General features: G+C 63.5%; 19 protein-coding genes and 2 tRNA genes. 11 read left to right on the top strand and 10 right to left on the bottom strand.

Translation table 11 applies throughout. The annotated features are described in order from the left end of the window. Positions 1 to 39: 39 nt before the first annotated feature. From G452_RS0112290 to G452_RS0112280, 3 genes are all read right to left on the bottom strand, one after another. A tRNA-Leu gene (locus G452_RS0112290) sits at positions 40 to 126 on the bottom strand. A gap of 96 nt (positions 127 to 222) precedes the next feature. Beyond that, positions 223 to 1,536 carry a citrate synthase gene (locus tag G452_RS0112285; protein WP_022662563.1) on the bottom strand — a complete coding sequence of 438 codons (1,314 nt, stop codon included), beginning with the start codon at positions 1,534 to 1,536 and terminating at the stop codon, positions 223 to 225. A 181-nt stretch (positions 1,537 to 1,717) separates the two neighbouring features. Continuing rightward, a complete protein-coding gene (locus G452_RS0112280; protein WP_022662562.1) occupies positions 1,718 to 3,115 on the bottom strand; it encodes a sigma-54 interaction domain-containing protein in 1,398 nt (465 codons plus the stop codon). Positions 3,116 to 3,322: 207 nt separating this feature from the next. Between G452_RS0112280 and G452_RS19400 the strand changes: the two genes are divergently transcribed. Genes G452_RS19400 through G452_RS0112260 form a run of 4 tightly spaced genes read left to right on the top strand, consistent with a single transcriptional unit; the run spans position 3,323 to position 7,286 of the window. Next, positions 3,323 to 4,414 (top strand): 4Fe-4S dicluster domain-containing protein, encoded by a 1,092-nt coding sequence (locus G452_RS19400; RefSeq protein ID WP_022662561.1) that lies wholly within the window; start codon positions 3,323 to 3,325, stop codon positions 4,412 to 4,414. Next, complete coding sequence (locus G452_RS0112270; protein ID WP_022662560.1) at positions 4,404 to 4,892, top strand: hypothetical protein; 489 nt, start codon at positions 4,404 to 4,406, stop codon at positions 4,890 to 4,892. The genes G452_RS19400 and G452_RS0112270 overlap by 11 nt, the downstream gene beginning before the upstream one ends. Positions 4,893 to 4,927: 35 nt before the next feature. Beyond that, positions 4,928 to 6,613 (top strand): tetrathionate reductase family octaheme c-type cytochrome, encoded by a 1,686-nt coding sequence (locus tag G452_RS19395; RefSeq protein ID WP_022662559.1) that lies wholly within the window; start codon positions 4,928 to 4,930, stop codon positions 6,611 to 6,613. Positions 6,614 to 6,617: 4 nt separating this feature from the next. Beyond that, positions 6,618 to 7,286, top strand: a complete 669-nt coding sequence (locus G452_RS0112260) for a cytochrome b/b6 domain-containing protein (RefSeq protein WP_022662558.1) — start codon at positions 6,618 to 6,620, stop codon at positions 7,284 to 7,286. An 89-nt stretch (positions 7,287 to 7,375) separates the two neighbouring features. Here the strand turns inward: G452_RS0112260 and G452_RS0112255 are convergent, their stop codons facing one another. Both G452_RS0112255 and G452_RS0112250 read right to left on the bottom strand, forming a co-directional pair. Beyond that, positions 7,376 to 8,005, bottom strand: coding sequence for a hypothetical protein (locus G452_RS0112255; RefSeq protein WP_022662557.1), 630 nt, complete (start codon positions 8,003 to 8,005; stop codon positions 7,376 to 7,378). Between the two features lie 188 nt (positions 8,006 to 8,193). Then, entirely contained in the window at positions 8,194 to 9,393 is a 1,200-nt protein-coding gene (locus G452_RS0112250; RefSeq protein WP_022662556.1) for an aminopeptidase, read from the bottom strand. Positions 9,394 to 9,486: 93 nt separating this feature from the next. On the opposite strand from G452_RS0112250, the gene G452_RS21690 reads away from it, so the two are divergent. From G452_RS21690 to G452_RS0112225, 6 genes are all read left to right on the top strand, one after another. Continuing rightward, positions 9,487 to 9,699 carry a hypothetical protein gene (locus G452_RS21690; protein ID WP_162141306.1) on the top strand — a complete coding sequence of 71 codons (213 nt, stop codon included), beginning with the start codon at positions 9,487 to 9,489 and terminating at the stop codon, positions 9,697 to 9,699. A 16-nt stretch (positions 9,700 to 9,715) separates the two neighbouring features. Continuing rightward, a complete protein-coding gene (locus G452_RS0112245; protein WP_022662555.1) occupies positions 9,716 to 9,904 on the top strand; it encodes a ferredoxin in 189 nt (62 codons plus the stop codon). Positions 9,905 to 10,168: 264 nt separating this feature from the next. Continuing rightward, on the top strand, positions 10,169 to 10,981 hold the full coding sequence (locus tag G452_RS0112240) for a YkgJ family cysteine cluster protein (RefSeq protein ID WP_022662554.1): 813 nt from the start codon (positions 10,169 to 10,171) through the stop codon (positions 10,979 to 10,981). A gap of 2 nt (positions 10,982 to 10,983) precedes the next feature. Further along, positions 10,984 to 11,331 (top strand): hypothetical protein, encoded by a 348-nt coding sequence (locus tag G452_RS0112235; RefSeq protein WP_022662553.1) that lies wholly within the window; start codon positions 10,984 to 10,986, stop codon positions 11,329 to 11,331. Between the two features lie 17 nt (positions 11,332 to 11,348). Then, a complete protein-coding gene (locus G452_RS0112230; RefSeq protein ID WP_022662552.1) occupies positions 11,349 to 11,978 on the top strand; it encodes a tetratricopeptide repeat protein in 630 nt (209 codons plus the stop codon). A 9-nt stretch (positions 11,979 to 11,987) separates the two neighbouring features. Beyond that, the gene (locus tag G452_RS0112225) at positions 11,988 to 12,683 is read left to right on the top strand and encodes a DVU0298 family protein (RefSeq protein WP_022662551.1); all 696 of its coding nucleotides are present in this window, start codon (positions 11,988 to 11,990) and stop codon (positions 12,681 to 12,683) included. A 97-nt stretch (positions 12,684 to 12,780) separates the two neighbouring features. Here G452_RS0112225 and G452_RS0112220 read toward each other — a convergent pair whose 3' ends face one another. From G452_RS0112220 to G452_RS20700, 4 genes are all read right to left on the bottom strand, one after another. After that, entirely contained in the window at positions 12,781 to 13,371 is a 591-nt protein-coding gene (locus G452_RS0112220; protein ID WP_022662550.1) for a hypothetical protein, read from the bottom strand. A gap of 164 nt (positions 13,372 to 13,535) precedes the next feature. Beyond that, the gene (locus G452_RS19390) at positions 13,536 to 14,189 is read right to left on the bottom strand and encodes a hypothetical protein (RefSeq protein ID WP_022662549.1); all 654 of its coding nucleotides are present in this window, start codon (positions 14,187 to 14,189) and stop codon (positions 13,536 to 13,538) included. Between the two features lie 245 nt (positions 14,190 to 14,434). Continuing rightward, positions 14,435 to 15,397, bottom strand: coding sequence for a response regulator transcription factor (locus G452_RS20705; RefSeq protein ID WP_022662548.1), 963 nt, complete (start codon positions 15,395 to 15,397; stop codon positions 14,435 to 14,437). 83 nt (positions 15,398 to 15,480) lie between these two features. Then, the gene (locus tag G452_RS20700; protein WP_022662547.1) at positions 15,481 to 18,717 is read right to left on the bottom strand and encodes a putative bifunctional diguanylate cyclase/phosphodiesterase; all 3,237 of its coding nucleotides are present in this window, start codon (positions 18,715 to 18,717) and stop codon (positions 15,481 to 15,483) included. A gap of 130 nt (positions 18,718 to 18,847) precedes the next feature. On the opposite strand from G452_RS20700, the gene G452_RS0112200 reads away from it, so the two are divergent. Continuing rightward, positions 18,848 to 18,922, top strand: a tRNA-Val gene (locus G452_RS0112200). 347 nt (positions 18,923 to 19,269) lie between these two features. On the opposite strand, the gene G452_RS20695 is transcribed toward G452_RS0112200, so the two are convergent. After that, positions 19,270 to 21,564 carry a methyl-accepting chemotaxis protein gene (locus tag G452_RS20695; protein WP_022662546.1) on the bottom strand — a complete coding sequence of 765 codons (2,295 nt, stop codon included), beginning with the start codon at positions 21,562 to 21,564 and terminating at the stop codon, positions 19,270 to 19,272. Between the last annotated feature and the right edge of the window lie 149 nt (positions 21,565 to 21,713).

Below are 21,713 nucleotides of genomic sequence, written 5' to 3'. Positions count from 1 at the left end.
GGTCTTTTGTACTGTTCTGGACAGTGATAATTTCTGATTTGGTGCCCGGAAGAGGAATCGAACCTCCACTCCCGTTAAGGAACATGGTCCTGAACCATGCGCGTCTACCAGTTCCGCCATCCGGGCACTTGAAAGATCAGTGCGTTGGCGCTCTTTCGCGCCGTGCGAGAGGAGTGTATATACGCCTCGTCACCGCATTGCAACACTTTTTTGCCACTTTTTTCACGCCAGGGGGTCGCCCGGCTTTTTCCTTTTATTCATCGGAATTACCGGCTGCCGATGCGCTCCGGTGTAGATCTGTCGCGGGCGGTGGATGCGCATGGCCGGATTCTGGAAGTCCTCGTACCAATGGGCGATCCAGCCGGGCATGCGGCCGATGGCGAACATCACCGGGAACATGTTCACGGGGATGCCCAGGGTGCGCAGGATGATTCCGGAGTAGAAGTCCACGTTGGGGTAGAGCTTGCGCTCCAGGAAGTAGTCGTCCGCGAGCGCGGCCTCGCCCATCTCCATGGCGATGTCCAGGAGCGGGTCGTGGTTGCCTGTTTTTTCCAGCAGGTCGTAGGCGGCCTGGCGCAGAATCTTGGAGCGCGGGTCGAAGTTCTTGTAGATGCGGTGGCCGAAGCCCATCAGCCGGCATTCCTTGCGCTTCACCTTCTCGATGAACTGCGGGACCGTGGTCTGGCCGTCGCGGATGGATTCGAGCATGTCGATGACCGCGGCGTTGGCCCCGCCGTGCAGCTTGCCCCAGAGCGCGCAGATGCCCGCCGAAACCGAGGCGAAGAGGTTGGCCTGGGTCGAGCCGACCATGCGCACCGTGGAGCAGGAGCAGTTCTGCTCGTGGTCCGCGTGCAGGATGAAGAACAGGGACAGGGCGCGCACGGCTTCCTGCGGGGCGTCGTAGATCTTGTTCGGGATCGAGAACATCATGTGCAGGAAGTTGCGGCAGTAGGACAGGCTCGGATTCGGGTACATGAACGGCCTGCCGATGGACTTGCGGTAGGCCCAGGCCGCGATGGTCCGCACCTTGGAAATGATTTTGGAAACCGCCAGCAGGAACTGGTCCTTGCTTTCCAGTTCGAGCAGGTCGGGGTGGTAGCAGCCCAGGGAGTTGATTACGGCGGAAAGGATCGCCATGGGGTGGCCCTGGGACGGAAAACCGTCGAAATGGTGGCGCAAGCCCTCGTGGAGCAGTTCCTGTTCGGTGAGCAGCTCGGAAAAGCGTTTGAGCTGGTCGCGCGTGGGCAGATAGCCGAAGATCAGCAGGTAGGCGGTTTCGATGAACGAACAATGTTCCGCGACGTCTTCGATGGGGTAGCCGCGATAGTGCAGGGCTCCTTCCTCGCCGTTGACGAAGGTGATCGACGAGTTGCAGGAACCGGTGTTGGCGAAGCCGGGATCAAAGGTGATCAGGCCGGTTTTCTGCCGAAGCTGCGTGATGTCGATGCCGTATTCGTCTTCAGTGCCGCAGACCACGGGAAGTTCGATGGTCTTTCCGTCGAAAATGAGGGTTGCCGTCTTTTTGTTGCTGCTCATGAGGCTCCTTTTCCGCTTGCAGGACAGGACAAGGCCGTAGGGGAAAACCAGTGATGACTGATGTGTACGGGAACCAAATGTTGAGAGCGGACGCTCCATTCGGCGTTGTCATATATAATGATGAAGCCGCTGGATGTCCAGAAAAAAGAAGAATGTTCGATTTGACAAAATTGAAACATAGTCAGGAGGTGATCACCTTGCGCATGTCGATGCCGTACTTGCGCATGCGGTTGAGCACGGTGATGCGGCTGACGCCGAGCTGGCGGGCGGCCGCGGACTTGTTGCCTCCGGCCTGGCGCAAGGCCTGGATCAGTTCGGCCTTTTGGCGGGGCAGCCCGGCCTGCGGAGCGGGAAAATCCGCTGTCGCTTCCGGGCCTTGCGGAGCGGCGCAGACCGAGGCGATCTGGGGCGGCAGGTGTTCCGGGAGGATGAGTCCGTCTCGGCAGACCACGGCCGCGTATTCCACGGCGCTTTTCAGCTCGCGCACGTTGCCCGGCCAGGAATAGGCCGTGAGCAGTTCCAGGCTCTGCGGGGCCAGCCCTCCGACCGGCTCTTTTCCCGTCTCTTGGAGCCGCCGCACGAAATGTTCGGCCAGCAGAGGGATGTCCTCGCGGCGGTCGCGCAGCGGCGGAAGGTGGATGGGGATGACGTTGATGCGGTAGAAGAAATCCTCCCGGAAGCGTTTTTCCTCGGCGAGCGCCCGCAGATCCTGGTTGGTGGCGGTGATCAGTCTTGCGTCCAGGGGCAGAGGGCGGTTGTCGCCCACGCGCTCGAAGCTGCGCGTCTCCAGCACGCGCAGGAGCTTGACCTGGATGGAAAGCGGCACGTCTCCTATTTCGTCCAGGAACACGTCGCCCCCCTGAGCCTCCTCGAAGCGGCCCTTGCGGTGACGGTAGGCCCCGGTGAACGCGCCCTTGACGTGGCCGAATATCTCGCTTTCCAGAAGCGACTCGTTCAAGGCCGCGCAGTTGATCTGCACGAAGGGGCCGTCCTTGCGCGGGCCGAGTTCGTGGATGGCGGCCGCGGCCAGCTCCTTGCCCGTGCCGGACTCGCCGAAGATGATCACCGGGGCGTCGGACTGGGCCGCGCGTTCCAGCAGGTCGTAGACGCGGCGCATGGCCTCGGAGCGGCCCACCATGCCGAAAAAGCTCTCTTCGCCGCCGAGCAGCCTCGATAATTCCTTGATCTTGCGGTCGCGGGCGTCCAGCTCGCTGATGTCCGTGAGCGTTTCCACCGCGCCGATGACCTCGCCGTCCCCGTCCTGAAGCAGGGAGGCGTTCTTGACCACATGGATGTACTCCCCGCTCTTGCGGCGGATGTGGCAGCTCTTCATGTTCTCGCGCTTGATCTTGAACAGTCGGCACCAGTGCCTGCTGCCCTCGGCGCGGGAGCGGTGGCAGACGTCGCAGTCGAATATGGAGCAGCGCGCGTTCATCAGCTCCTGTCGGGAATACCCCGTCATGCGCACGAGCGCGTCGTTGACCATCATGATGGTTCCGTCGGGCCGCGTGAGGAACAGCCCGTCGTGCATCGTGTTCAGTATTTCCTTGAGATAGAGATTGATTTCCTGTTCGGTCATGCTGGAGTCGCCTTTCGGAATGTATAGTTTTTAACAAGTGTATAAATAACTGTATAGCAACTGGAGCGAAAAGGGCAAGTCCCGGCAGAACCGAAACAGGAGGAATCCAGAAAGGACAAGGGTTGCGGATTATCATGCGGGTTTGCTGCCTTTGCGGCATGTATTCTGCTATGTGGAGGGTAAAGCTATCGCGAGGTGGAAGGAAATATGAAGGATGAACACAAGGGCGGCCTCTCCCGGCGCGGGTTTCTCAAGGCATTGGGCCTTGGCGGCGCGTCGTTGGCTGCTTCCGCTGCGGCGCTGCCTGCCCGCGCCCTGGCCGCCCAGGAAGAGGTGCGCACTTTGCCCGGCCAGGAGCTGGCCACCCTGCACGATCTTTCGAGGTGCGTGGGCTGCGGCGCGTGCGTCGAGGCCTGCCGCGAGTCCAACGGATTCAAGTATCCCGAACCGCAAAAGCCGTTTCCGGAGATGTACCCTCCCAGGGTCAAGGCCGAGGACTGGTCGGAAAAGCGCGATGTGGACGACCGGCTGACCCCGTACAACTGGCTCTTTCTCCAGTCCGCCGAGGTAGAGCAGGACGGCGAGACCTACGAGATCAATATCCCCCGGCGCTGCATGCACTGCCAGAACCCGCCCTGCGCCAATCTCTGCCCCTGGGGCGCGGCCGGGCGGGAGAAGAACGGCATCGTGCGCATCAACGACCAGGTTTGCCTGGGCGGCTCCAAGTGCAAGTCGGTCTGCCCCTGGCACATTCCCCAGCGGCAGACCGGCGTGGGGCTGTATCTCGACATCCTGCCCCGGTTCGCGGGCAACGGCGTGATGTACAAGTGCGACCGCTGCCACCAGCTCGTCGCCGAAGGACAGGCTCCGGCCTGCGTCAGCGCCTGTCCCTACGACGTGCAGACCATCGGCCCGCGCGAGGAGATCGTGCAGAAGGCCCACGAACTGGCCGAATCCATGAACGGATACATCTACGGCGAGCATGAGAACGGCGGCACGAACACGCTGTACGTCTCGCCCGTGCCCTTCGACAAGCTGCATGCGGCCCTGAAGGATTCGCAGCAGATCGATTCCAAAAAGGGCCGCCCCGGCCTGGAGCCGTTCCCGGACATGATGTCCGCCGAGGAAAACATGGCCGAGGCCGCGCTCATCGCGCCCTTCGCGGGCATCGCCGCCGGACTGGTGGCCGCGGGCCGGGCCATGTTCGGCCGGGGCGAGGCTTCGGGCCGCTCCGGCGCGCCCGGAGAAGGCCCCGCGAACAACGAATCCAGGGACAAGGAGGGCGGCCATGAGGACTAGCTCGCGCACGCCTCTTTCGCGCGCCTATGCCTTGTGCTTCGGGCTGCTCGTCTTTGTGCTGGCCCTTTCCGGCATGGCCCAGATGCCCATCTTCAAGCGCTACTACATCGCGGACCTGCCCGGGCTCGGCTGGCTTGCGGATTTCTACTTCACCCACAAGCTGCACTACGTGGCCGCGATCCTGTTCCTGGCGCTGCTCGGCTACCTTGCCGCGCGCTGGCTGCGGCAGTGGTCGCGCGAGCTGCGGCTGACCCCTTCGGGCCTGATCCGGGCGCTCCTCGTGCTCGGCATCGTCGCCACAGGGGCGCTGCGCATGTACAAGAACCAGCCCGGCGTCTCTTACGAGCCGTTCACGACCATGCTCGTGGACTGGACGCATCTCGGATTGGTCGTTGCGCTGGGGCTGGCCGCCCTGGCGTCGAGGATATCGGGAAACCGCGCCTACGCACGGGAGCGGGGCGCACCGTCGTCAACATGAAGAGTGAACTTATCGTCATGAGGGAGGTTTGGAGAATGAACGGACGTTCGAGATCGACCGCAACCGCGCTTTTCGCGCTGGCGGCCCTCGCGCTTTCCCTGCTCGCGGCCATGGGCGCGTGGGCGGCGGAAGACGCACCCGGACGGCTTATGGCCCGGCAGGCGACCATGACCTCGCCCACGCCCATCACCGCAGACCATTCCAAGTTCAAGGAACTCCAGTTCGACCCGGTGGAGCAGCGTTCCTTCAAGGGACCGGAGGTGACGCGCGCCTGCCTGGGCTGCCACAACCAGGCCTCGCTGCAATTCCACAAGACCATCCACTGGACCTGGAAGGATCCCATTTCCGATCCGGCCCGGAAGATCGGCAAGGGCGGCCTGACCGTGAACAACTTCTGCGTGGCCCTGCAATCCAACGAGCCGCGCTGCACCTCCTGTCATGCCGGGTACGGCTGGAAGGACAAGGATTTCGACTTCTCCAAGGCCGAGAGCGTGGACTGCCTCGTCTGCCACGAGCAGACCGGCACCTACAAGAAGTTCCCGACCATGGCCGGGTATCCCGCGCCCTGGATCGAGGATCCCGAACACCCCGGCGAGCAGCTGGGCAAGGACTTCGGCGGCGAGCTCTTCTTCGCGCCGAACTGGGCCGAAACGGCCCAGAGCGTGGGCCGGCCCGACCGCACCAACTGCGGCACCTGCCACTTCTTCGGCGGCGGCGGCGACGGCGTGAAGCACGGCGACCTGGATTCGAGCATGTCCCATCCGGACAAGCACCTGGACGTGCACATGGGCGACAAGGCTTCGGGCGGACAGGAATTCGCCTGCGTGCGCTGCCACACCACCCGCGCCCACGACGTTGCGGGCCGCATCTACTCGAACCCGGCGGTCATGGAGCGCAAGAGCCTGGTGGAGAACGACCTCCAGCCCAAGATCATGTGCGAGTCCTGCCATACGGCCCGTCCGCATGCGGCCGGGAAGATGAACGACCATACCGACCGCGTGGCCTGCCAGAGCTGCCACATTCCGAGCTTCGCCCGCGTGCTGCCCACCAAGATGTCCTGGGACTGGTCCCAGGCGGGCGACAAGACGCGCAAGGCGGTCAAGGATGAAAACGGCAAGCCGGACTACGACGCCAAGAAGGGCGAATTCGTCTGGCAAAAGAACGTGGTGCCCGAATACCACTGGTTCAACGGCGCCATGACCGTGACCACGGCCGAGGACAAGATCGACCCGTCCCAGGAGGTCAGGCTCCAGTGGCCCATCGGCGACCGCTCCGATCCCAACGCCCGGATCATGCCCTTCAAGGTGCATCGCGGCAAGACGCCCTACGACACCGTGGAGAACACCATGGCCGTGCCGCACCTCTTCCCCTACGGCAAGGACGACAAGACCGCCTACTGGAAGCACTTCGACTGGAAGATCGCCCTGGACGAGGGCATGAGCTACGTGAATCTGCCCCATTCCGGCCAGTACGGCTTCGTGGAGACGGCCTATGCCTACCCCACGACCCACATGGTCGCGCCCAAGGAAAACGCCGTCCAGTGCACCGAGTGCCATGCCAAGCAGGGCCGCCTGGCCAATCTGGCCGGGTTCTACATGCCCGGACGGGACAGCGTGCAGGCCATCGACTGGCTCGGCTGGGCAGGCGTGATCGTCTCGATCATCGCCGTGCTCATCCACGGCCTGCTGCGCATGATCGCCAGCACCCGCAGGGAGGGATAACGCCATGACGCAACTGAACATGAAGCGCATCTATCTGTATTCGAAGTTCGAACGGTTCTGGCACTGGGTTCAGGCCATCCTGATCACCCTGCTGCTCGTGACCGGCTTCGAGGTCCACGGCGTGTACACGCTCTTCGGCTTCGAAGAAGCCGTGGAACTGCACGCCACCTTCGGCATCTCCTGGGTCATCCTCTACGTGTTCATCGCCTTCTGGCTGCTGACCACCGGGGAATGGAAGCAGTACATCCCGACCACCAAGCGGCTCTTCGTGGTCGTGCGCTACTACGCCTTCGGCATCTTCAAGGGCGAGCCGCATCCCGTGCAGAAGAAGCGCGAGGCCAAGCACAACCCGCTCCAGCGGCTGACCTACCTCGGACTGGCTTCGGTGCTCATCCCGATCATGCTCGCCACGGGACTGCTGTACTACTACTATAACGAAATCGGCCTGAGCAGCCTCGGCGTGGTGGCCAACCTGCACGTGGCCGGGGCCTTCCTGATCCTCATGTTCTACGTGGTGCACGTCTACATGACCACCACGGGACATTCCCTCACCGCCCACGTCCAGGCCATGTTCACGGGCTGGGAAGAGGTCGAGGACGAGGCCCAGGTCGAGGACTGGGAACGCGCACAGAAGATCGAGCACGTCACTCCGTCGTCTTCGTCGCAGCCGTAACAACGCCTCCTCACCGTTACACTCCATAAAAGCGGGGCGGGAACCGAAAGGTTCCCGCCCCGTAATGCTTAAAAAGAATGGTGCCGTGCCTATTCCACCTTGAAGTACGTCCCGCCCTGTCCGTCCGGGGTGAAGGTCACGCGGGAGGCGGCGAGCTTGCCGCAGGCGTCGAAGACCCAGATTTCGCTCCAGGGGTCGTTGACGTGCTTGGGCGCGTGTTCGATTTCGCTGTCCACGGGAATGAAGGTTTCGCATTGCGGGTGGCGCTTTTTGAGGCGGGGCAGGGCGGTCTTCATGGCGTCGATCTGGAGGCGGGGCGGGCATTCCGTGCGTCCGGGCAGCATGTGCCGGATCACCACTTTTCCGTCCTGCGCGGTGAAGAGGAAGTTGAACTGCCGTTCCCGCCCGCAGGCGCGGCCCCGGTAGCGGTCGGCCCAGACGCCGGAAAGGGGCTTGCCGCCCTTGAAGCGCACGCCCTCGTAAACGGACAGGCCCGCATGGCGCAGCACGCCCGGCTCGGCGGGCTCTCCGCAGATTTCCATGCTCTGCCGCTGCCACTGGGAGAGCACCAGTTCCTGGTAGATGTCCTCGGCCATGAACGCGGCGAGCTGCCGCACGTCTTCGGGCACGTCTTTTCCGGGCGCTGCGGATTGCGCCGACGCGGAACCGGCCAGGACAAGGAGCGCCAGGGCCAGCATCGCCAAAGGCAGGAGCGCCATGGGTAAGAGCGCCGGGACGCGGAATGCCGGAGCCGCGAGCGCCCGCAACGGCCGCCGTGCCATGCTCGGCGCGGGAAACAGAGCAGGAGCGCCCTGAAGGACGCTCCCGGATCGTTGCGGGGATCGTTGCGGGGATCGCTGCGGGGATCGCTGCGCGGAATGCTCGGCTCTGTTCATGTCCGATTCCGTTAGTATTTGAATTCGCCGTCGTCGTAGATGACGACCTTTTTGCCGTTCTTGAGTTCGGCGGTGACGGTCTTTTTCTCGGTGTTCACGAGATCCCAGTGCAGGGCGGACTCGTTGAAGCCCAGCTCGGCCTTTTTGGCGGCGTCCAGTTCGCGCTGGTCGCCCGCATAGGTGTCCGCGTAGGACGCGCCCACGGCCACGTGGCAGTTGCCGTGCTCGCCGCCGAAGTTCTCGTCGAAGAGGGTATTGGCCATGAAGGCGTCGATGCGCGAGAAGCGGCGGTCCGTGAGCGAGAATTCGCCCAGGCGGCAGGCGCCTTCGTCCATGCCGAGCTGCTTGGCCACGAAATCGGCGCCTTCCTCGGCTTCGGAGCGGACCACCCGGCCTTCCTTGAACTCCAGGCGCACGCCGCGCACGAGGTTGCCGGAGCGGAACGAGGGCTGGTCCGCGAAGTAGACGCCTTCGGTGCCGCGCCAGTCGGGCGAAAGGAATATCTCGAAGCTGGGGATGTTGTGGCCGGAGACGCCGAGCCAGCGGCGGTCCTGGCCGGGGTCCACGATCAGGTCCGTGTGTTCGGACTCGATGCGCAGGTTCTTGATCTCCATGCCGTTGAGCCAGGCTTTGACCTCCTGGGCGTCCTCGAACACGCGCGCCCAGGTGGCCGCGGGGTCGTCGTCCGCCAGGAAGCACGCCTTTCTGATCTGCTCCGCGTATTCGTCGAGGCTCAGGCCGGAGGCGTCGGCCATGGCCTTGGTGGGCCAGGCGCAGAGCGACCAGCCGAAGTCCCCGGAAATTTCCCGCTGCTCCATGATGTCGCGCAGGAATTTGCGGGCCACGGCCGCCCGGCCGATCTTGGACGGGTCCACGCCCTTGAGGTGGGTCAGCGAGGCCGGGGCGATCAGCGAGATGAGCCCGGCGAGGTTGCCGGTGAACTCGGCGTCGCCCGCGGGCACAGCCGAGATCTGCTCCTGCGAGCCTTTGCCGTAGAAGCTGACTTCCATGTTCGGCGAGAGGTTCATGCGCGGCACGGGAACGAGGCCCTTTTCGATGATCAGGTCGAAGAGCGTCTCGGCCAGGGGCAGGGCGTCGAGGTCGAAGCGCACGAGCACGAATTCGCCCGGCTTGAATTGGCCCGTGCGGGCCGTGCTCAGGCCCCACCAGAGGGTGCGGGCGTATTTTTCCAGCTCCAGCTTGGTAAACATGGCGATCCTTATGTTTTTAGTGTGGGGTCGGCGGCGCGGGAAGGTCAGTGCCGCGGCAGCCGAATCCTGAACGAAGAGGATAGGCACCCTGCCATGGAAGTCAACATTATCATGCTGGTTGCGGGTTTTCGGGGAATCAGCCGAGCTGGTCGCGGTTCTCTTCTTGACAGGACAGTGACGGGCGGCTATCTGCAAATTCGTGGTCCGAAACGGTCTTGCTTTCCGTCTTGTTCGGCGGAAGAAAAAGCGGCCGGGAGGGCGGCGAATACTTTTGGTTGGACGGGCGGAATCTGCCCTAAAATCTGATCTCGGAGGAATTAAGATGGGTTACACTGTTACGGTCGATACTGACAAGTGTGTCGGCGACGGCGAATGCGTGGATGTCTGCCCCGTTGAAGTTTACGAGCTTCAGGATGGTAAGGCTGTTCCCGTGAACATGGAAGAGTGCCTGGGCTGCGAGTCCTGCGTGGAAGTCTGCGAGCAGGACGCCATCACCATCGAGGAAGACTAATCGTTCCATTTCCATGATTGAGGCGGGAGTGGTGGACTGCCATCACTCCCGCCTCTTTCTTTCGCCGCCGGGAGACGGCCGGGCGCATCCCGCCGCGCGGGGCCCGGAGCGTTGAGCGGCTTTTTTTGTATTCTTCGTGCCGCTTCCGTCGGGCCGCTGGTTGACGAAGCGACGAAAAGCATTACATACATCCCTGTCCGGGCTCGGACCGGGTCGCGCTTCGCGCCGCATGATCGATTTCAAGGCCCCTGCAAGGAGATACGCATGACATTGGACTTCAGCCCGTTTTTCGAGCGCTACGAAAATATCGTCCGGCAAGTGGACGGAATATTCGCCAAGATTCAGGAGCAGCACGGAGATCTGGTGCGCTGCGGCCAGGGATGCAGCGATTGCTGCTACGCCCTGTTCGACCTCTCCCTCATCGAGGCGCTCTACATCAACCACCATTTCAACAAGAAATTTTCCGGCATGGAGCGCAGCAGCGTGCTCGACCGGGCGGACGACGCCGACCGGGAAGTCCATCGGCTCAAGCGCCGGGCCTACCGCGCCAGCCAGGACGGTCTGCCCACGGCGGAGATTCTCCGGAAGATAGCCGCTGCCAAGGTCCGCTGCCCCCTGCTGGGAGACGACGATCTCTGCGTGCTCTATGAACATCGCCCCCTGACCTGCCGCCTCTACGGCGTGCCCATGAACATCAACGGCGAGCCGCATACCTGTGGGCGTTCCGGCTTCGAGCCCGGCAAGGCCTACCCCACGGTGCACGTGGAAAAGCTCCAGGATTCGCTGATGAACCTCAGCAACGACATCAGCGTGGCCATCGGCTCGCGCTACAAGGATCTCGGCACGGTGCTGGTTCCGCCTTCCCTGGCGCTGCTCACGGAGTACGACGAGACCTACCTCGGCGTTGCCGGGAAGTCCGAAGCGGCCAAGGCCGAGACCGCGGCGCCGACCATCCCGACCATGAAGGAAGCCTCCGAGGCCTGCGGCAGCTGCGACAAGGACGAGTCCGCCTGCGCCTCTTGCAAGGACAAGTCCTTCAGCCTCGTGCTCGGCAAGGGACCGGACGACGGAGAATAGGCATGAGCGAACCGAGCCGCGATGATTTCGAGGCCCAGAAACGGGCCATATACGACAAGATGTCGCCCCGGCGGCGCAAGTTCGTGGACAGGATCGGCTACGAGGCCTGGGATCCGTTCGCCAAGCCCTTCGACCCCATCGACATCCGGCGGGACATCACCGGGCACACGGCGCACGAATTGACCAACATGTTCATCAAGTCGCTGGGTCGGCAGCCGGAACAGGATTACGTGGACCTCATTTCGGAATTCAACGTCACCCTGGTGACCATTCCGGACCGCGTGCGGCCCCTTTTCGAGTTTTGCCAATGGTACGCCAAGCTCCTGCAGGACAGGGGCATGAAATTATAACTTTCGAGAGGATGCAGATGACTGAGCAGCAGTTCGACAACATCGATGATTATATCGCGGACCTCAAGGCCAAGCTGGCCGTGAACCGCGAGTGCGGCAACACGCTCTACAACCTCGGCGTGGCCTATCTTTCCAAGCGCGACTTCATGGAAGCGGAGCGCTGCTTCCGCGAGGCCGTGGCCAACTCCCCCAAGCTGGCCGAGGCCTACGTGCAGCTCGGCGGCATCGCCATGCAGCGCGGCGACCTGAAGACCTGCCTGACCTACAACGTTCAGGCCACGCAGCAGCGCCCCTTCTTCGCCGTGCCCTGGGGCAACATCGGCTTCTGCCAGCTCCAGCTCGGCGAGGCGGACAAGGCCATCCAGTCCCTCAAGCGCGCCATCAAGTACGACAACAAGTTCGTCCAGGCCCTGGCCACTCTGGGCAGCGCCTACTTTACCGTCGGCGACCTCGAAGAGTCCGCCAAGGCGCTGGAAGCGGCCGTGAGCATCGAGCCCATGTTCGGCCCGGCCTGGAACAACCTGGCCCTGGTCAGCGCCGAGAAGGGCGACTGGGCTCGCGCCAAGGAGTGCGTGGCCAAGGCTCAGGAAACCGGATACGAAGTGCCGGAAGCCTTTTTGAAGGAGATCGAGGAGAACGCGAACTAGGGAGACGGCATGGCGAGATTCAGGGCGCTCAAGGGCGGAATGCGTGACGCACTGGCTGCGGACGATTGGGAAACGCGGCTGGAGGAGTTCGTGGATTTGCCGGAACGGCAGGTTACGGGTCCGCTGCTCTCCCTGCGCCTGGACCGGGACGAATCGGTCCGCTGGCGCGCCGCAGTGGCCCTGGGCCGCGTTGTGGCGCGCATGGCCGAATCGTCCATGGAATCCGCCCGCGTGCTCATGCGCACGCTGATGTGGTACCTGAACGAGGAATCCGGGAATCTCGGCTGGGGCATTCCGGAGGCCATGGCCGAAGCCATGGCGAACAATGCCGGGCTGGCCCGGGAATACCACACCATCCTTGCTTCCTACATTTATTGCGAGTCGGACTGCGACGGCAACTTTCTCGACCATCCGGAATTGCGGCGCGGCGTTTTCTGGGGGCTGGGACGGCTGGCCTCGGCCAGGCCGGAGCTGGTCCGCAAGGCCGAGCGTTTTCTCGTCGCGGCATTGAACGAGACGGACGGGCCAAACCGCGGGCTGGCCGCCTGGACCCTGGGGCTGCTCGGCGCGGACTCCGCGCGGGAAGGGCTGCTGGCGCTGGAGAGCGATCCAGCCGAGGTGCGCCTTTTCCGGGAAGGGACGTTGGAAACGACGAATGTGGGACAACTGGCCCGCGAAGCCCTGGAGCGCATCGGCCCGGCCTGAGCGCATGGCTTGCGGCTTCAGCGGCGTCGGTCGGACGTAAAAAGGGCGGCTCTTTCGGGAGCCGCCCTTTTGCATTCAACGGGAGGAGGGAGAAGAATCAGTTGCTGATGCGGCGGCGCAGGCCGATCAGGCCGAGCAGGCCGGAGCCGAGCAGCCAGGCCGCGCCGGGGATCGGGGTGGCGCTGGTCGGAGTGGCGGCCAGGATCATGTCGTCGAAGTCGCCGTCGCTGGAGCCGTTGTCGTTGAAGCCGAGGATCAGGGTGCCCGCGTCCAGGGTCAGGTTCAGGCCGGGGATGGTCCAGGCGTCGTTGAGCACGTAGGCCCGCGTGGCGGTGCTGCCGAGCACGTTGAAGCTGGTGCTGGTGGTGACGTCGTTGAACAGGGAGCTGCCGAAGTCCACGTTGCTCACGAAGTTTCCGAAGCTGCTGGTGTCGGCGGTGCTGAAGAGCAGCGAGCCGTTCTGGAGCAGTTCATTGGTGTTTCCGGCCTCGAAGGCGATGGCCGTCACGGTCCAGGAGCCGGAAAGGTCGCCCGTGTAGGCGGCGTAGTCGGCGGCGTCGAACCCGCCCTGGCCGTTCAGGTAGCTTTCCAGGGTGTTGATGCTGTAGCCGGGGAAATAGGATGCCTGGGCAGTGCCGGCAAAGGCCAGCAGGGCGGTCAGGGCGATGGCGGTGATCAGGGTACGCATGGAATCTCCCTCCGTTGAGACGTTCTTGTTGATTCTAAGATACGGAACGGCTCGCGGATTGGTATACGGCGCAAGTATGAATTCCGTTCATGCTTCGGTATGAGAGCCGCCTCCGCGCCGGATGTTTCCGGTGCGGAGGCGAGTTCGGCAGGCGGAGGCCGAAATCAGTTGCTGATGCGGCGGCGCAGTCCGATCAGGCCGAGCAGGCCCGAGCCGAGCAGCCAGACCGCTCCGGGAATCGGAGTTGCCGTGGTTTCCATGGAATGGAAGCCGTAGTCCGAGTTGGTGCTGCCCGCGCCCGCGAGGCTGTCCGCGGCGCTGAGCACGATGCTGGAGATGGCGAGATCGCCGAAGGGGTTGATCAGCTGCCAGAGCGCGCCGGAATTGTTCACGGCCGGGTCGAGGTTGAGCACGGAGCCGAATCCGGTCCAGGTGGCGCTGGTCGCCTCGGAGGCGGTCAGGGTGAAGGTCCGGCTTCCGAATCCGCCCAGGACGGTGATGGCGGCCACTTCATCCGCGCCGTCCGAGTAGTTGCCCGCCGTGTAGAGCTGGGCCAGGCTGAGGCTGTTGACGTACTGGGCCTGGTCGAAGCTGATGGTGATGGACTGTCCGAGACCGATTTCCCCGGTGACGCCGCCGCTGACGCCCAGGCCGGTGATGCCTGCCACGGTCTTGGTGGCCAGCGAGCCGCCGGACGCGGTGAAGTCCACCCCGGAGAGTCCGGCGTAGTTGTCAACGGTAATGCTGTATGCCGACGCTCCGGCCGGAAGCAGCAGCAGGGCCGCAAGCAGCAGGGCTATGGTGGTCAGGTTGCGCATCTTCAATCCTCCCGGTCTGGTTCTTTGAGCTTGCATGCAGGATACGAGCTCCCCCCCGCAGGTGGTATCGGTAGGAGGATTGAATTCCTCTAGTACTTGGGTATGAGAAATGGGGGCGGAAGGAGTGAGACGCACAGCGGCCGCGTTCGAAAACCCTCGGCGCGCATCGTGCGGAAGGCATGAAAAAAGCGCCGGAAGGCGCGGGCGGCAGGAGACGGAATCTTCTCTTGGCGGAGGCCCGAGGATCAGAGCTGGAGGTTCTTTGTGGCCCAGAGCGTGGCCTGGAGGCGGTTGGCCGCGTTGATCTTGCGGTAGACGTTGTAGAGGTGCGTCTTCACCGTATGCACGCTGATGAACATCTTGTCCGCGATTTCCTTGTTGGTGGACCCGGCGGCCACGGCGGCCAGGATTTCCTTTTCCTTGCGGGTCAGCGGTTCGGGGCCGTTCCCCTGGGTATGGTCGATTTCCTTTTGCAGGCCGCGCGTGAGCACGTCGCGCGTGTACCAAAGCTCGCCGCGCGAGATGGCCGTCAGCCCGCGTGCGACGTGGTCCAGGGAGTCGCCTTCGAAGAAGACGCCCCGGATGCCGTGGCGCAAGGCGCTGTCCATGAGGGAGGGGTCGTGGTCGGCGTTGAAGAGCGCGATGATGCATTGGGCGCCCTTGACGTCGATGGCCTCTTCCAGTTCCGAGAGGGGCAGCCCGGCGCGCACGTCGAAGTAGTCGATGAGCGCGAGGTAGGTGGTGTCCTGCTCGCGCAGGGTGTCCGTAGCCATCTGCTCGACGCTGCCGTAGCTGGCCCGCATGCCCATTTCCTCGCCCACATATCTGGCCAGCAGTTCGGTCAGCAGCTTGTTGCGGCCCGTGACGTGGATGAAAAAGCGCGGCATGACCGGAAGGAGCTGGTAGCCGAGGTCGAAGCGGATGGCCATGCCTTCGCCCTGGCTGCGGATGACGGTTCCGGAAGCCTGGATGTGGGACTGGCGTCCAGAAAGTTCGGGGATGTGGTCCAGGGGAACCACGAGGCGGAGATCGACCTTGGTGCCGGGCGGAAGCGGGTCGTCCGTGTTCAGGAAAGCTCCGTGCGCGCACACGTCCCTTGTCAGCAGTTCAACGAGGTTTTTCGCGCCGTTGGGCTCGGCGATGGAAAGAGACGTCGGCAGTTCCAGATCGAACCGTTCGGTCTTTCGTTTTCCTAGCTGATCGCTCATGGCTCTTCCCGTGTGGAGGATCTATTGCATGAATGTTCGTTGATTACATTTTATTGCAGGAAGTGGCAAGAAAGGCAAGAGCTTCAGAACCAAGGCTCGCTCCGCCGGGTCATGTCCCGGGCCTGGTCGGCCGGGACGGGCCGCGAAAAGAGATAGCCCTGCCCGAAGTGGCAGCCCAGGGAACAGAGCGCGGTCAGCTGTTCCGGCGTCTCCACGCCCTCCGCAATGATCCTTTTGCCGAGGCTGTGCGCCAGGGCCGCGATGGTCCGCACGATGGCCATGTCCTTGTCGCTTTCGAGCATGGTGCGCACGAAGGATTGATCGATTTTGAGGTAGGCGAAGGGGAATCGGCTCAACTGCGAAAGAGAGGAGTAGCCCGTTCCGAAGTCGTCGATGGAAAGCCGGACGTCCATGTCGTGCAATTGATCCAGCAGGCTCAGGGCGATGGCCGCGTTGTCCATGAGCCCGCTCTCGGTCAGCTCGATCTTGAGCCGGTCCGGCGGAACGTCGTGCCGCTTCAGGGCGAGTTTCACTTCCTGGAGGATGTCGGCGCGGGTCATCTGCGCGACGGAAAGATTCACGCTCATGCTCAGCCCGGAGGCCTGCGGATGCTCATGCCGCCAGTCGCGCAGGCACTCCAGCGAAAGATCCAGCATGATCCTTCCGAGGGGGGCGATGAGCCCTGTTTCCTCGGCCAGGGGGATGAACTCGGCGGGCGAGACGAGGCCGCGCTTCGGGTGATTCCAGCGGGCCAGGGCCTCGAAGCCGTGCAGTTCTCGCGTCTTCAGGTCCACTATGGGCTGGAAAAAAGGCTCGAATTCGGATTTTTCCAGCCCGCGCTTCATGTCCATTTCCAGGAGCAGCCTGTCGCGCGCCTCGTTGTGCATGAGCTCGTCGTACAGGGCCGAGCGGGCGCGGCCAGCGGCCTTGGCCCGATACATGGCCGTGTCCGCGTTGCGCAGGAGCTCGTCGGGCCCGGCGGCGTTGTCCGGCCCGATGACCACCCCGATGCTGGCCGTGACGAACAACTCGTGGTCTTGGACGTGAAAGGGGGCGGCCAGAAGGCCGTGGACGCGTTCGGCCAAGGCCAGGGCGCGGTCCGGACCGGAAAGGTTGTCCAGCAGGACCGTAAATTCGTCCCCGCCCAGGCGCGCAACGGTATCCTCGCTTCGCAGCAGGTTTTCAAGCCGCTCCGCGAACTGGATGAGCAGGTCGTCTCCTGCGGCGTGTCCCAGGGAATCGTTGATGTTTTTGAATCTGTCGAGATCGAGGAACAGCAGGGCGAAACGGCGTCCGGCCTCGCGCCGGGAGCGGTGCAGAGCCTGCTTGACCCGGTCCAGGAAGAGCGTTCGGTTGGGGAGTCCGGTCAGGCCGTCGTGCAGAGCGTCGTGGGCGAGCTGGAGTTCCATGCGTTTTCGCTCGCTGATGTCGAGCCCGTAGATATAGGTCTGGCGTTGTCCGGGAACGGGATGGTAGGCCCAGGTATAGGTCCGTTCCCCGGCGTTTGCCTCCACGTTCAGTCGGGAAGTCTGGGTGGACAGCACGGCCCGCACGATTTCCGCGTGGTTGGGCGGGAGCAGCTGCTCCGGGGAAAGGCCGAGAGCGTCCAGGGTTTTTCCTGCGGCGGGATTCATATATATGATGTCGCCGTTCTCCTCGGTGGAGAGCACCGGACTCGGATTCTCACGCGGAAAGGCGGCAAGACGGGCGATTTCCTCCTGCTGCTCCTGTTTTTCCGTGAGGTCCACGATCACGGCGAATCCGCCGATGAGCACCCCGTCCAGGTCGTACAGCGGCGCGGCGTCGTAGCGGATGGTCAGGTTGCGGCCGCTGGGGGAGCGCAGGGCCATTTCCAGCCCCCGATGCGTCTTGCCCTCGCGCATGGCGCGGCCCAGGATGGTTTCCCCGATGCCCCCGGAGTAGAAGAAATCCCTGAGGGTCATGCCGTGGTAGTGCCCCGCCTCCCTGCGGCGCTCGAAGAGATCCAGGTAGGGCCGATTCACGAACGTCAGGCGCTCCTCCCGATCCACCACGAGGCAGGGGACGGTCATGTTGCGCAGCACGCCGTCCAGGGAGCCGAGCTGATGCTTGAGCGTCGCCACCATGCGGCGCACGCCGTCCGTGTACTCCGCGAGGTCGCGCCCGAAATCCGAGTCGTCCACCTCGGCGGCGTAGTCTCCCGCGGAGACGCGCTGAACGTATGCGAGTCCCCGCATGACGGACCTTGAGAGATGGCGGGAGGTGATGAACAGCAGTCCCAGGGCCAGGATTGCGGTCAAGCCGCTGCTGCCCGCGCCGAACATCCGCCAGCCTTGATAGCTGGCCATGCGCCGCTGGATGAGCCCGTCCAGCTCGTCCAGGCCCACGGATGCCAGAGCCGCAAGTCCGTCGTGCGCGCTGCGGGCGGCAAGGGCCGCCTCGTAGGGCGGGGTCATGGCGTTGCAGACCCCGCGCATGGTTTCGGCGAAGCGGGTCACCGAAGTGCGGAACCGCGCCAGCGCAGGCGGGTAGTGCTCCTGGAGGCCGGGACTGCTGTCATAGAAATTTGCGTCTTCCATGAGCGCCCTGCGGGAGGCCTTCACCGTCTCCGCGAGCAGCCCGTCTTCGAGCAGGCCGAGACGGCGCATGATCCGGTCGCGCCGTTCCGGGATCAGAACGGGCGTGCCGCCGCCCACGGCGGACGTTTCCGCCGCCAATTCGAGGGCCGTGGTTTCCAGCGCGGAAAGCAGGCGGCAGGTGCGCGGCAGGGTCAGGGCCGTGGCCGTGGCCAGGGCGTGGCTGTCCAGGGCGGGATCCAGGGCGAGGTTGGCGCAGTCGCTCACTGCGGAAATGACCAGCATGAGCCGTTGGATGAGGCCGTCGTATGCGGAGGGGGAATTTCCCTTGAGAGCGGTCTGCCAGGCGTCGCGGAGCCTGGATACATCCATGATCTCCGAGTCCTCCGGAACGAACGAGGGCGAATCCATGAGAACGGGCGATTCCCGTTTCACGGCGGCGTCCAGCTCGCCGAGCGCCTGTCGAACCTTTTCGGCCGTGGCTGCGGGATTGCCGTATGCGGGGTCGGGCTCCTCGTCGGGCCGGTCAAAATGGACGCGGACCGCAAGCTCTGCGGCCTGGTGCTCGGCGACCGCGTGGAGCAGCCGGAAGGCGGGGCGCAGGGTGCGCGTGCCCGCCAGCTCGGTGCGGCAGATGTTGATGTCGTAGCGGAAGCTCAGGTCCATGAAGAAGCCGAGCACGGCCATGGGGCCCAGGAGTGCCAGGGCCGAGAGGGTCAGCTTGCGGGCCACCGTCTGTCTGCGGAAGGAGGCGAGAATGTTCATGGCTGAACGACCATAACACAGACCGCATGCGTGTACATGGGAAAGCCGGGAAAAAACTTGAGGCGGGTGACGCAAAAGTGTTGACATCGAAACGGCCTGCGGCTAAATAGTGCTTCCCCGTCGGGGATGAAGGCGCGTAGCTCAGGGGGAGAGCATCTGCTTGACGTGCAGGAGGTCGTGGGTTCAAATCCCTCCGCGCCTACCAGAAAAAGTTGAAAGCCCGGTCACTTACAAATGACCGGGCTTCTTTTTTGGTGGTCCAGCGGTGGTCCAAGAGAAATTTGCATCTAATGAGATAAGAAAGATATATATTCATCCGTTGATTTAAACCATTTCTCACCTACCATAGAAATCAATGTGTTGCGGCTGCAACCGTGAGCCTGTTCTTTTTGCGTAGGTACAAATACAGGTACATCAGCTCTCCTGCCATGATGATTATACATCGTGTAGTGGGGCAAGGGAGGCAATCCGCATCCGTTTTGTGCCCCGCAAACGGAAAAAGGCCCGCGAGCGACAAGCGCGCGGGCCTTTTTCCGTCTTTTTTACGGCCGCTTACCAGGATGCGTAGCCGTCTTCGCGTTCCCTCGGTTCGCCGGACTCGTCGTCCTCGCCCTGGTTCTCGGAAGAGGGCAGGGCGTTGCGGTTCGTCCATTGCGCCGCGCCGTCGCGGTCGTCCGTCATGCGGAAGCGCGAAACGGCCTCGCGCAGGCGACGCGCCTGTCCGTCCAGTTCCGAGGCGGCCGCAGCGGTCTGTTCGGCGCTGGCGGTGTTCTGGTGCGTGACCTGTTCGATCTGGGCCAGCCCCACATTGACTTGGCTGATGCCGTCGGCCTGCTGCGAGCTGGCCTTGGCGATGTCTTCGGTGATTTCCGCGGCCTGGGCCACGGCGGCGGAAATGGCTTCCAGCTGCGCCGCCGTGCGGTCCGAGAGCGTGGAGCCCTGCTGCACCTGGGCGATGGATCCTTCGATGAGTTGCGCGGTTTCGCGGGCGGCCTTGGCGCTGCGTCCCGCGAGGTTGCGGACCTCCTCCGCCACGACGGCGAAGCCCTTGCCGTGCGTTCCGGCGCGGGCGGCCTCAACAGCGGCGTTGAGGGCGAGCAGGTTGGTCTGGAAGGCGATTTCGTCCACGACCTTGATGATGCTGCCGATGTTGCGGCTGGTGTCGTTGATCTCGGACATGGCCGCGAGCATGCGGCGCATCTCGTCGTTTCCGGTGACGGCGTTGCCGCTGGCCTCGGAGGTATAGCGGTTGGCGGTAACGGCATGTTCGGCGTTGGCCTGGGTCTGGGAGCCGATTTCCGTCAACGAGCTGGTGATTTCCTCCAGGGATGCCGCTTGTTGCGTGGCTCCCTGGGAAAGGGCCTGGGTCGCCGCCGAAACCTGATGGGAACTGGAGGCGATGCCTTCCGCGGAGCGGCGGATTTCGGAAACGAGTCCTCGCAGGTTTTCGAGCATTTCCAAGAGGGCCTTGCCCAGTTCGTCGCGGTCGGACGCGGGGGTGATTTTCGTGTCCAGATCGCCGCGGGCGATGGCCTTGGCGGCGGCGGTCTTTTCGCGCTGCGCCAGAAGCAGCCGGACGCCGCTGCGGGCAAGAATGCCGATCTCGTCCTTGCGGGCCACCAGCTTCTGGTCCGGATCGCGGCGGGTATCGCCGTTGGCAAGCTCCTCCAGACTGCCGACCACGGCCTGCACGGGGTTGCTCAGGGTCCGGGAGAAGAGGAAGCTGGCCAGCACGGCCACAAGGGCGAAAAACCCCGAAAGCATCAGCACCCATGAACGCATGCCGTCCAGTTCTTCCGTGATATGCTGCACGCGGGCGGCATAATCCGAAAGCGGAGCGGAGACGATCACGGTCCAGCCCCAGGGGGCGAAAAGGGACGCGGAGGCGAGGTACGGTTCCGGTGTGCCGTTCTTGCCGGCCGCAGAGTAGCTGAAGTTCACGGGTTCGCCGTTGTTCTGCTTGGTCTTGGCGATCATTTCCGCGTAGATGTCCCGTCCGTCCGGGAGCTTTTGCCCCGTGAGGGTCTTACCGGCCAGAGCCGGGTCCGCGCTGACGATCACCTTGCCCTCGTCCCGGCCCTCCGCGCCGAGCACGATCAGGCCGCCCGTCTTGCCGACGGTGGTCTGACGAAGGGCGTCCATGAGCGCCTTGACCCCGGTTTGCTTGATGCCCACATAGAGGGCGCCGATGATCCTGCCTTCGGGGTTTTTGATGGGTTCGTAAACGGTCAGGTACCAGTCGTTGACCACGAAGGCGCGGCCCCGGTAGGTCTGGCCGTCGACCAGGGCGCGGGCCACGGGGCTGGAGCCGGGAATGTAGGTGCCGACCGCGCGTTTGCCGTCGAGCTTCTTGACGCTGGTGGCCACGCGCAGCATGTCTCCGGCGTCGTTCATGCGCTGGAAGATGGTGCAGGTGGTTCCGGTCAGCGCGGTGAGTTCGTCCACCACCGGGCTGAAGGTGCCGAAGTCGTCGGTCTTGCCGATCCATTCGTCGCCGAGCAGCAGCTTGGGTAGCTGGATTTCGGTTTCCTGCTTGCTGACCTGGTTGACCGCGTTCCAGGCCACGGTCTCCTCGGAGAGGCGCGGCGCGCCGTTTTTGCGCAGCAGCATGCGCGAGGTGTTCACCTGCCCTTCGAGATCCTGGAGCAGGGTGTCGTTCTGGGTCTTGAGCAGGTTGATGACGTTGCTGTCCGCGAGCATGAGCTCCTGGACGACGTCCTCTTTGGCCATGGCCGCAAGCCGTTCGGCCAGAAGGTTCTGGCGGATGATCATGGCCGTGAGAACGCAAAGCGTCACAGCGAGGACGAGATCTGTGCCGAGAAAAGTGATTTTGTATCCGATTTTCATTTTCGCCTCGTGCTGTTCAAGAAAAGTGCAAAGCCGTCGCATCGGGCGGCAGGATTCGCGTTGAAGCTGGCGCTTAACCGAACGGCGTTGAATATGCAATGGTAGAATAATATGTTTGAAGATGAAGCGCAAACCAGCGGCAAAAGCAG

Origin of the sequence: Paucidesulfovibrio longus DSM 6739 (assembly GCF_000420485.1) — a bacterium.
GTDB classification, from domain to species: Bacteria; Desulfobacterota; Desulfovibrionia; order Desulfovibrionales; family Desulfovibrionaceae; genus Paucidesulfovibrio; species Paucidesulfovibrio longus.
Note: the sequence above shows the minus strand (reverse complement) of the source record. Positions and strands in the feature narration are given on the sequence as shown.